This is a genomic window from Franzmannia pantelleriensis, from assembly GCF_900102875.1.
Lineage (GTDB): Bacteria > Pseudomonadota > Gammaproteobacteria > Pseudomonadales > Halomonadaceae > Franzmannia > Franzmannia pantelleriensis.
Map to the genome: position 1 here is coordinate 1 of NZ_FNGH01000021.1, position 10,824 is coordinate 10,824.

The following is a 10,824-nucleotide window of genomic DNA, read 5'->3' on the forward strand; positions in this document are numbered from 1 at the left end:
GGGTCATCACCTAATGTAGTGGGTGCTGGTTCCATCTGGCCTTCCGTTCTACCACCATAGTCCCTGTCATGATCACACTGTGATGGGGAGACCATGGATCAGAACCAGCTCTACGAACGTATTCTCGGCCTTTCTACCCCGTGGTTCGTCAGCGATGTGGACCTTGATGAGATCAGTGGTTTGGTCGAGGTGCAGGTCGAGTGCGATACCTCTGCGAATCTGTGCTGTCCCCAGTGTGATCAGCCCGCTCCACGTTACGACAAGCGACGCCGTCAGTGGCGGCATCTTGATACCTGCCAGTTCCAGACCAAGGTGGTGGCGGATGTGCCTCGTGTCCGCTGTCCAGAGCATGGCTGCCGGACGATCCAGGTGCCCTGGGCAGAAGGCAACAGTCGCTACACCGCGCTCTTTGAGGCCCTGGTGATTCAATGGCTGAAGGAGGCATCGATCCAGGCTGTCAGTCGGCAACTGCAACTGAGCTGGACGGCCATTGACGGCATCATGAAGCGGGCAGTTCGGAGAGGCCTGGCGGCAAGGACATCCCCGGATGTGCGCTTTCTATCAGTGGATGAAACCGCCTTCCGTAAGGGCCACGACTACGTCACCATCCTCTCGAATCACCAAGGGCGGGTAATTGTCGTCGAAGATGGCAAGTCTGCCGACAGTCTGTCGCGATGCTATTTGTCGCTCACGAAAGCGCAACGCGCCAGTATCGAATCCGTCTCAATGGACATGAGCCCTGCCTATCGCAAGGCCACGTTCGTTCATGTTGAGAAGGCGCGCCGCAAGATTGCCTTCGACCACTTTCATATCGCCCAGACTCTGAACGATGCGCTTAATGCGACGCGTAAGTCCGAACTCCATTCGGTAGACGCCTCTCTGCGCCGGACAGCCCATCAGTCGCGCTACTCTTGGCTGAAGCGCCGAGACAGGCTGGATGAGCGAGAGCGCGCCACTCTGAATTGGCTATCGAGCCAGTTCTCGAATACCACGATCGCGTGGTACCTCAAGGAAAAAGCGCGGAACATCTGGAAAGGTAACCGCGTGCGTGGTGCCCGAGCCGCTTGGCAAGAGTGGATTCGGTTGGCCAAGGCGTCTGATATTCGGCCGGTGGTGACCGCTGCCGAGCAAGTGGAAGAGAAACTTTGGGGCATTCTCAACGCCATGCGGCTTAAGGCTTCCAACGGACTGGCCGAGGCACTGAACGGCAGGATCCGGGGCCTGCGAGTCAGGGCTAAGGGATACCGCAGCAAAGAGCGCTTCAAAACGGCGATCCTGTTTCATTTCGGCGGGCTGGAAATGACCCCTAACCCACTGAAATAAGGGAAGAGCCTTTCTTGGACAGTGGTGGTGACTGAAAGAGTAGGGTGATTAGATGGTGCGTAACAAAGAATAACGACAGGGTGACAGCAGTGAGCTACTACCTTTACTGGGGTAAGGCTAAACCAGCTGAAGCAGGGGATCGATGTCATCTACTGCCCTACCATAGCCTGGATGTGGCAGCAGTCGGTTGGTGTTTGCTTGCTCCTGGGCGTCCGCTGACGCAGCTGTTGGCGGCCCGCCTTGATATATCGCCCGAGGCGCTACGCCGCTTCTTCGTGTTTCTGTTGGGGTTGCACGACCTTGGCAAGTTCTCCCGCACCTTCCAAGGACTGGCCCGGCCGGAGAGTGTGAGGCTGGTTCCACCCGTCGAGCGATACGAGTACACCGTGCGCCATGATCGGCTGGGTGCTCTGCTGTGGCAGGAGTGCTGGTTTGACTGGCTGGAGGATGGGACCCTGTGCTGGCCCGAGGCGGCCCTCGAGCGCTCGGAGAAAAAGCAGCGCCGCAAGGCCATGCAGGCATTGCTGATTCCCTTCTTTGGTCACCATGGCCAGCCGGTCGAGGCGGAGCAGCTGCGTCTCGAGCCGTTCTTCGCCAAGGATACCCATAGCGACGACCTGGATGCCGCCAGGCAGTTCGTCGAAGAGTGGGCCGGCCTTATCGACGTCGAGTGGCCGGTGGAGAAGCTGGTCTCGAGCGAGTGGCTAGAAGTCTTCCTGACGCTGAGCTGGACCATCGCCGGCTGGGCGACGCTCAGCGACTGGCTGGGCTCGAATCAGGAGCATTTCCACTACTGCCAGAAGGAGATGCCGCTTGCCGAGTATTGGGAGCGTTATGCATTGCCGCGCGCCGAGGCGGCGCTGCGTGATGCCGGCTTCGATCGACTGCCGGAGCCGCTTGCTTATAGCGGGCTCGATCACTGGTTCGATGGCGGGCCGATCACGCCGACTCCCTTGCAGCGCGAGGCCGAGACGCTGCCGATCTCGCCTGGGCCTCAGTTGTTCATCCTCGAAGACATCACCGGAGCCGGCAAGACCGAAGCGGCCTGCATCCTCACCCAGCGACTGTTGGCGGCCGGGCATGCCGAGGGACTCTATTTCGCGCTGCCGACCATGGCGACCTCCAATGCCATGTATGAGCGCCTCGGCCTGCTGCATCGGCGTTTCTTCACGGCCGACTCCCACCCCTCCTTCGTATTGGCCCATGGTGCGAGCCGGCTGAACGAATCCTTCTCGCTGGCAATCGACCGGCCGCAGCCGGGTGACCGTGACTATGAGCCCGGCGAGGCCACGGCGACCGCCCACTGCAACCGCTGGCTCGCCGACTCGCGCAAGAAGGCGCTCCTGGCCGAGGTGGGCGTGGGGACCATCGACCAGGCGCTCATGGGGCTGTTGCCGTTTCGTCATCAGTCGCTGCGCCTCTTTGGCCTGGCGCGCAAGGTGCTGATCGTCGATGAGGTGCACGCCTACGACCACTACATGCAGACCCTGCTCAACCAGTTGCTGAGCTATCACGCCCGCCAGGGCGGCAGTGCCATCCTGTTGACCGCGACGCTGCCCAGTGCGATGCGCGAGTCGCTGGCAACGGCATGGCGTGTCGGGCTGAACAGGGAGCCAGCCGTCCTCGAGCGTAGTGACTTTCCGCTGCTGACGCAGATCGATCAGGACGCATCTCGCGAGGTGGCTCTGGGCTCGCGGCCGGAGGTCTCACGGGAGGTGCGGGTCGATTGGCTAACCCAGGAAGGGCAGGCCATCGAGACTATTCTGGCCGCCGTCGAGGCCGGTGAGTGTGTCGCCTGGGTGCGCAATACCGTGGACGATGCCATTCGTGCCTTCGAAGCAGTACGTGAGCGCCATCCCGAGCCGGAGCGCTGCCTGCTGTTCCATAGCCGCTTCGCCATGCTGGATCGCCAGCGTATCGAGTCCGACGTCATTGAGCGATTGGGCAAGGCGTCCACGCCGGAGCGTCGTCGTGGGCAGGTGCTGATCAGTACCCAGGTCTTCCAGGAGTCCCTGGACTGTGACGTCGACCTGATGATCAGCGATCTCGCACCCATCGACCTGCTGATTCAGCGTGCCGGACGGCTTCAGCGCCATGCCCGTGGGCCGCGCCGCCTGCCCGTTCTCCATGTGCTGGCACCCGAGTGGTCAGACGCACCGGATGAACAGTGGCTGAAGCGCACGCTACCCGGGACGAATGCCGTCTATCGGGATACCTCCCTCCTGTGGCTGACCCAGCGAACCCTGCGCGAGCTGGGGGGAGTCCGCATGCCCGAGCAGGCGCGGGAGCTGATCGAGGGCGTCTATGGCGAGGTGATCGACCTGGTGCCGGACGGCCTGCAGGGGGCTCGCTGGGAGCAGAAAGGCATCCAGGGGGTCGCCACCTCGATGGCCAACTTCAATGCCCTGGAGCTGGAGGCCGGCTACGTCTGGGATCGCCACAAGTGGCAGGAGGAGCAGGAGATCGGCACTCGCCTGGTCGATGAGCCGACGGTTAATGTGGCGCTGCTCAAGCGCGATGCCGCGGGCGCCCTGGCGCTATGGGCCGAGGGCGAGGGCCATGCCGCCATGCTAAGCCAGATCAAGCTGCGCCAGAGCCAGGCCGCCAAGTTGGCCAAGTTGCCGGGTGACTATCAGGCTCAGTGGGAAGCCTTGCAGGTGCGCTACAAGGCATTGCGCTTCGTGCAGCCGTGGCTGTCATCAATTGATAATGAGAATCTGTACAACCCATTGTTGGGATGCTTGATCGTTAGCCATCAATAGTGGGTGCAAGAAATGGCTACCCTCAACGCAACGCTGTAGAGGATTGAGGGTAGCCAATCCCCGCGCCTGCGGGGAACGTGAATTGAATCGAGCTTGTTGCGGATCGACTCACGGTAGAGCCCTGGAGGTCCAAGGAGAATGGAAAGTATCTCATTAGGAAGCGGGAAAATGTAGAGTTTGTTTTGGATCTACTCACTTATTTGACATGGACGTTGCCATGAAATAGCCTTGTCCTCGTTGGTTGGGTCAAGGAGGTGGGTGATGCGTCGATTTTTAGAAGAGCTTCTCGGGAAAGTTGATGAGTGGAATTGGGTGAGGATAGCCCTGCGTATAGGCTTCTTGGCTCTTGTCAAGCTCTCAGTGTGGCTTTCAGGTAAAAGGAGATAAAGTGAATCTGCTCATAGATAATTGGCTCCCTTTCCGTGCCCGGGATGGAAGCATCACCTACCGCTCACCCTTGGCCATCGCCGACCCCGATATCGTCGATCTGGCGTTGCCTCGGGCGGACTTCCAGGGCGCCGCCTACCAGTGGCTGATAGGCCTGCTGCAGACCGCGCTGCCGCCCAAGGATCACGATGACTGGCTGGATTGTGTTGCCGAGCCCCCGAGCCGTGAGGTGCTCGAGGCAGCCTTTGAACCCTTGACGTCGGCCTTCGAGCTCGATGGTGATGGCCCACGCTTTATGCAGGATCGAGATCCGCTCGAGGATGCCAAGCCGACGTCCGTTTCGGGACTGCTGATCGACTCCCCCGGTGCCAATGGCCTCAAGCTCAACACCGACCACTTCGTCAAACGGGGGCGGGTCGAGGCGATCTGCCCTGATTGTGCGGCCCTGGCCCTGTTCACCCTACAGATCAATGCCCCATCTGGTGGCGCGGGCTACCGGGTGGGGCTGCGTGGCGGTGGCCCGCTGACGACCCTGGTCTTGCCGGAGGATGCTCAGGCCAGCCTCTGGCAGCGGTTATGGCTGAATGTGATGCCGAACCAATCCCTTTCACGGCAGGGCAAGTTCGAGGCGCCGCGACCGGATGACGACACCCTCTTTCCCTGGATAAGGCCAACTCGGCTCAGCGACAAGAAAGGTGCTGTGGTCGTTCCGGATGACATGCATGCCCTGCATGCCTACTGGGCCATGCCGCGCCGTTTTCGTCTGTTCTTTGAGGACACCCCTTGTCGGTGTGACCTCTGCGGGCGGGAAGCCTCACGATCCGTTGCCGAGATTCGCGCCAAGAACTATGGCGCCAACTACGATGGCCCCTGGCAGCACCCTTTGACCCCCTATCGTCGTGACCCCAAGAAACCCAACGAGCCGCCGCTTTCCACCAAGGGGCAGCCGGGAGGCTTGGGGTATCGGCACTGGTCGAACCTGGTGCTCGATGATGCGGAGAACAGTGGCACTCTGCCGGCAACCGTGGTGCATGACTACCTGCATGGCAAGGTGCCGGCCAATCGGCAGGCGCGACGCGAAGGTGAGGCATTCGAGCCGCTGCTCCGGCATGCCAGGCTCTGGGCCTTCGGTTACGACATGGACAACATGAAGCCGCGTGGCTGGTATGGCGTCGAGATGCCGCTAGTGGCGGTGCCGTCCGAGCAGCAAGAAGTGCTCAGATCCTGGGTTCAGGACGTGACCGAACTGGCTCGCCAGGTGACGTGGATGCTACGCAACCAGATCAAGGCTGCCTGGTTCTCGCGCCCTGCCGATGCCAAGGGGGACATGAGCCCCATCGATAACCAGTTCTATGAGGCGACCCAGGCCGGCTTCTTCCATGCCCTGTTTGGCATGCAGCGGGTGTTGCTAGATGGCGAGAATACCCATATGCCGACGGAGATCGCCGAGGGCTGGTATCGCGTGCTCCAACGGGAAGCCCTGCGGTTGTTCGATGCGCAGGCTCTGACTGGTCCCATGGCCGAGCTGGACATGAAGCGCATCACCGGGGCCCGTCGTAATCTGCAGGCCTGGCTCTCCGGGCGCAGCAAGGGCAGCAAGGTCATCACCCAGTTCGCCAAGAAGGGTGGATTCGCGTTAACGGGTAGCAAGGCAAGCACAACAGCGGAGGAGGTCGCGCCATGAGTGAGGCAGCAGAACCACAGGTGGAGAAAGCGGCGCCAGTGGTGCCCGAACGACTGCGGGCACTCACGCCTGAAGAAGCCTTTGCCGTGCGCTGCTGGTGGCAGCGCCTGACCTTGCCCGCCGAGGAGCTGAAGGTCTTTACGCCGGCGCCTCCCTGGCCGAAGGGGGTGCGGGCCATGCTGCGGCGCTGTGAATCGCCGGAGGCCGCCATGCTGACCGAGGCCTTTCGGCATCTCTGGCACCGGCTGCCGGAGTCCGAAGGCCAAAGCGAGAAGCGACGCAATCTGCGGCTGCAGACCTGGGCCTGCATCGCGCTGGTGCTGGCCGAGGTAAGAGCCGAGACCCCCAGTGCTACCTTGGGCAGCCAGCTAGGCAAACAGAAGAAGGAAACCGGCAAACCCCATATGAGCGAGTTGCGCTTCCAGCAGCTGATGACCTGTCAGACACCGGAAGAGCTGGTGCAGAGGTTACGGCGCGCCTTGGCGCTGATCGACAAGCGGGACGTCAGCGTTGTGCATCTTGCCGACAATATCGCGCTCTGGTGGCGTGAGTCTCAAGGGGTGCTGGCATCCCAGCCATCCGGTCGCCTCGGCTTCCTATGGGCCAACGACTATTTCGAGGCGCTGTCCCGCTATCAGCGCGCCAGCGACTGATCGAACTTCCATCCAAGACAGGGAACTGAACACATGAGCCACTTCATTCAACTGCATCTGCTGACCTCCTATCCCCCGGCCAACCTCAACCGTGACGACTTGGGGCGTCCGAAAACCGCCATCATGGGCGGTGCCAAGCGCCTGCGTGTTTCCTCCCAGAGCCTCAAGCGGACCTGGCGCACTTCCGCCCTGTTCGAGGAAGCACTGGGTCAGCACCGCGGCCAGCGTACCAAGCGCGTGGGTCTCGAGGCAGAGCAACGCTTGATTGAGAAAGGTGTGAAGGAGAAAGAGGCCCGGGCCTGGGCCACGGAGATCGCCAAGGTATTCGGCGATGTCGCCAAGGGGGAGCTGGCGACCAGTCAACTGGTGCATATCGGCCCTGAGGAGCAAGCGGCGGTGGATGCCCTCGTCGAGACACTGGCCGCCGAGAATCGCGCGCCCGAGAAGGCCGATCTGGATCTCCTGCGCCACAAGCCGACCGCCGCGGATATCGCCCTGTTCGGTCGCATGCTGGCGGCGGTGCCGGAGTATAACGTCGAGGCGGCCTGCCAGGTTGCCCATGCCATCACCGTTCATGCGGCAGAGGTGGAGGATGACTATTTCACCGCCGTGGACGATCTCAATACCGGCGATGAGCATCGCGGCGCGGCCCATGTCGGCGAGGCAGGCTTCGCGGCCGGGCTGTTCTATAGCTACCTCTGTGTCGATCGGCAGCAATTGGTCGAGAACCTCAACGGCGACACCGAGCTGGCCGATCGGGCCATTGCCGCCCTGGTGGAGGCCGCCGTGCGTACTTCACCGAAAGGCAAGCAGAACAGCTTCGGTTCCCGTGCTCATGCCAGCTATGTATTGGCCGAGAAGGGTGGCCAGCAGCCGCGCTCGCTGTCGGTGGCCTTCCTGCGACCGGTGGCTGGTCAAGATCAGGCCGGTGATGCGGTGGAACGGCTCGAGACTCAGGTGAACGCCTTCGATGGAGCCTATGGGGCGGGTGCCGATCATCGCTATATCGTCTCTGCCCTGCCTGGTTACCAGGGCGCCAAGCTCGAGGGCGAGGTCGTCACGGGTAACCTCGATGGGCTGATCGAGTTTCTCAGCGCCGACCATTAAGGAGCCGTTATGACGGAATATCTTGTCTTTCGGCTCTACGCTCCACTCGCCAGCTGGGGGGAAGCAGCGGTAGGCGAGACGCGCCCTACTGCCACGCATCCCGGACGCGGCGCAATCCTGGGGCTGCTGGGTGCCGCCCTTGGCATCAGGCGCGAGGATGATGCCGGCCAGAAAGCCCTAGGGGATAGCGTGTGTATTGCCATCAAGCAGCGTTCTCCCGGCACGCTCCTGCGCGACTACCACACTGCCCAGGTGCCGGGTGATCGCAAGGGCATGACCTATCGCACGCGACGGGATGAATTGGGCGCCCCACAGAAGGTGATCAATACCATTCTCTCCAGTCGTGACTACCGCTGCGACGGCCTCTGGACCGTTGCAGTATGGGCTACCTCGGATGCCGAGATATCCCTCGAAACGATGCAGGCAGCGCTGCTTCGACCGCAATACCCGCTCTACCTCGGTCGCAAGTCCTGCCCCCTGGCGGCGCCCTTGGCTCCCCGAATGATCCAGGCCGGGCAGTTGCGTGAGGCTCTGGATACGGCGTTTCCCGTGCTGGTTGGCAAAGAGAGAAAAGCTGAAGAAGTCGCGTTAAGACTCCCTGGTGATGTGATGTACGCCTGGGAGGGTGGAGTCGAGCAGTTGGATGGTGAGAGTCGCGGTGTGGAGTCCAGCGATGTGTGGGATCGGCCACTCAATCGGCGTCGCTGGCAATTCGGGCCACGCACCGAGTTCCGGCGGTATGTGCGTGCAGAGGAGGGGCGCTGATGTATCTTTCACGTGTTCGAGTCGATCTTAACGGCCTCTCCCGCGAAGCCCTGTTCGACGTCATGCAGGGGGGCGCCTATGGCGCTCACCAACTGCTCTGGCAGGCATTTCCCGGCCACGAGGGTGCCCGTCCCTTCCTGTTTCGTCAGGAGCTGGAAGAGGACACCGAGCAGGGCAAGCCCCCGAAGGGGCTGCCACTCTTCTATGTACTCTCCGACCGGGAGCCTATCTCCATCGCGGGCCTGCTCGATGTGCAGTGCAAGCCCTTTGCGCCGACGCTGCGGGAAGGCGAGCAACTGGCATTCAGGCTGCGTGCCAATCCGACGGTGGCGCGACGAGTGGAGGGGGCTAGGCACTCACCCCGTAGCGATGTGCTGATGGCCGCAAAGAAACCCTACCCCCCTGGTCAGCGTACTAGCCCGGAGTGCATCCAGGCGATGGATCAGGCGGCGCGAGACTGGCTGCAGACGAGGGCGGAAGCGCTAGGCTTCCGGCTGCTGGTGGACCCGGAGGTTGGGGCCTATCGTCAGCATGCGCTGCAGAAGCCTGGTCGGCGTGACGCCATTCAATACTCCAGCGTGGACTACGAGGGCTTGCTGGAGGTCACCGAGCCTGGCCGTCTGATCGAGACCTTGGCCCGGGGCATCGGGCGTGCCAAGGCCTTTGGCTGTGGACTGATGTTGATCCGCCGGCCTTAGCGACACCTCTCAGGCTGGGAGGCCAGTATGGGCTTTATTCCGCTCAAGCCGATTCCCATGAAGGATCGTATGTCGATGATCTTCGTCGGCATGGGGCAGATCGATGTACGCGACGGAGCCTTCGTCGTCATCGACGAAGTCAACGGCGAGCGCATGCATATCCCGGTGGGCTCGGTCGCCTGTCTGTTGCTGGAGCCAGGCACCCGGGTTTCCCATGCGGCCGTCAAGTTGGCGGCGACCGTGGGTACCCTGTTGATCTGGGTTGGCGACGCGGGGGTGCGGCTCTATAGCGCCGGTCAGCCTGGTGGGGCACGCTCCGATAAGCTGCTCTACCAAGCACAGCTGGCGTTGGACGACTCGCTACGCCTGAAGGTTGTTCGCAAGATGTTCGAGCTGCGATTTGGTGAGCCGCCGCCGTCGCGTCGCAGCGTCGAGCAGCTCCGTGGCATGGAGGGCGCCAGGGTACGCAAGACCTACCAGTTGATCGCCAAGCAATATGGCGTCAAGTGGTCGGGGCGCCGCTATGACCCAACCCAGTGGGATGCCTCCGACGTTGCCAACCAGTGTCTTTCCGCCGCCACCGCCTGTCTGTATGGCATCAGCGAGGCCGCCATTCTGGCCGCCGGTTACGCGCCGGCCATTGGCTTTCTGCATACCGGCAAGCCGAAGAGCTTCGTCTACGATATCGCCGATATCGTCAAATTCGAGACAGTGGTCCCGGCGGCCTTTCGTGTTGCGGCACGCAACCCGCCCATGCCGGAGCGCGAAGTCCGTATCGCCTGTCGAGATGCCTTCAAGCAGGCCAAGATTTTGCAGCGGTTGATTCCCATGATCGAGGAGGTCCTGGCGGCGGGGGATATCGAGCCGCCTCCCCCTGCTCCGGAAGCAGTGCCTCCGGCGATTCCCGAGCCGCCCTCGATCGGTGATGCCGGACACAGGAGTGGATGATGGCCATGCTTGTGGTGGTGACCGAAGCCGTGCCGCCTCGTCTGCGAGGTCGGCTCGCCGTCTGGCTACTGGAAATTCGCGCAGGTGTCTATGTCGGTGATGTCAGTAAGCGGATCAGGGAAATGATCTGGGAGCAGATCAATGCCCTGGCGGAGGATGGCAATGTCGCCATGGCCTGGGCCAGCAACCATGAGTCCGGCTTCGAGTTCCAGACCTATGGCTCAAACCGGCGCGAGCCTTGGGATCACGACGGTTTGCGTCTGGTGCGCTTTCTGCCTGTCGAAGCTAAATAGTTGATAAAATTGGATCTTTAAAAATTCAGTCTGTACAAAAAATAGGCAAAATCGTCGGTGGAATTTCTGCCGGCGATTTTCCTTTTGTAGATCAACTATCTACAATTAGTCCGATCCCCGCAGGCGCGGGGCTCAACCGGGGGTGCGCCATGTTCGTGAAGCTGCTGCGCCCCGATCCCCGCAGGCGCGGGGCTCAACCGCCGC

At 61.8% G+C, this 10,824-nt stretch carries 9 protein-coding genes; all 9 read left to right on the top strand.

The features are described from left to right. The first annotated feature begins 93 nt into the window (after window positions 1–93). The 9 genes from BLT16_RS19415 (at window position 94) to cas2e (ending at window position 10,620) form a co-directional block, all read left to right on the top strand. A complete protein-coding gene (locus tag BLT16_RS19415; protein ID WP_089660599.1) occupies window positions 94–1,323 on the top strand; it encodes an ISL3 family transposase in 1,230 nt (409 codons plus the stop codon). 89 nt (window positions 1,324–1,412) lie between these two features. Beyond that, the gene (locus BLT16_RS19420; protein WP_089660600.1) at window positions 1,413–4,085 is read left to right on the top strand and encodes a CRISPR-associated helicase/endonuclease Cas3; all 2,673 of its coding nucleotides are present in this window, start codon (window positions 1,413–1,415) and stop codon (window positions 4,083–4,085) included. A gap of 388 nt (window positions 4,086–4,473) precedes the next feature. Further along, a complete protein-coding gene (gene casA / locus BLT16_RS19425) occupies window positions 4,474–6,156 on the top strand; it encodes a type I-E CRISPR-associated protein Cse1/CasA (RefSeq protein ID WP_089660601.1) in 1,683 nt (560 codons plus the stop codon). Next, on the top strand, window positions 6,153–6,809 hold the full coding sequence (gene casB / locus BLT16_RS19430; RefSeq protein ID WP_089660602.1) for a type I-E CRISPR-associated protein Cse2/CasB: 657 nt from the start codon (window positions 6,153–6,155) through the stop codon (window positions 6,807–6,809). The genes casA and casB overlap by 4 nt, the downstream gene beginning before the upstream one ends. Window positions 6,810–6,842: 33 nt before the next feature. Further along, window positions 6,843–7,916: a type I-E CRISPR-associated protein Cas7/Cse4/CasC gene (cas7e, locus tag BLT16_RS19435; protein WP_089660603.1), complete on the top strand. Its 1,074-nt coding sequence runs from the start codon at window positions 6,843–6,845 to the stop codon at window positions 7,914–7,916. A gap of 9 nt (window positions 7,917–7,925) precedes the next feature. Continuing rightward, window positions 7,926–8,681, top strand: coding sequence for a type I-E CRISPR-associated protein Cas5/CasD (gene cas5e, locus BLT16_RS19440; protein WP_089660604.1), 756 nt, complete (start codon window positions 7,926–7,928; stop codon window positions 8,679–8,681). After that, entirely contained in the window at window positions 8,681–9,379 is a 699-nt protein-coding gene (gene cas6e, locus BLT16_RS19445; protein WP_089660605.1) for a type I-E CRISPR-associated protein Cas6/Cse3/CasE, read from the top strand. Before cas5e ends, cas6e begins: the two co-directional genes overlap by 1 nt. A gap of 27 nt (window positions 9,380–9,406) precedes the next feature. Beyond that, window positions 9,407–10,327 (top strand): type I-E CRISPR-associated endonuclease Cas1e, encoded by a 921-nt coding sequence (gene cas1e, locus BLT16_RS19450; protein ID WP_089660606.1) that lies wholly within the window; start codon window positions 9,407–9,409, stop codon window positions 10,325–10,327. Continuing rightward, a complete protein-coding gene (gene cas2e, locus BLT16_RS19455; RefSeq protein WP_089660607.1) occupies window positions 10,327–10,620 on the top strand; it encodes a type I-E CRISPR-associated endoribonuclease Cas2e in 294 nt (97 codons plus the stop codon). The genes cas1e and cas2e overlap by 1 nt, the downstream gene beginning before the upstream one ends. Window positions 10,621–10,824: the final 204 nt, after the last annotated feature.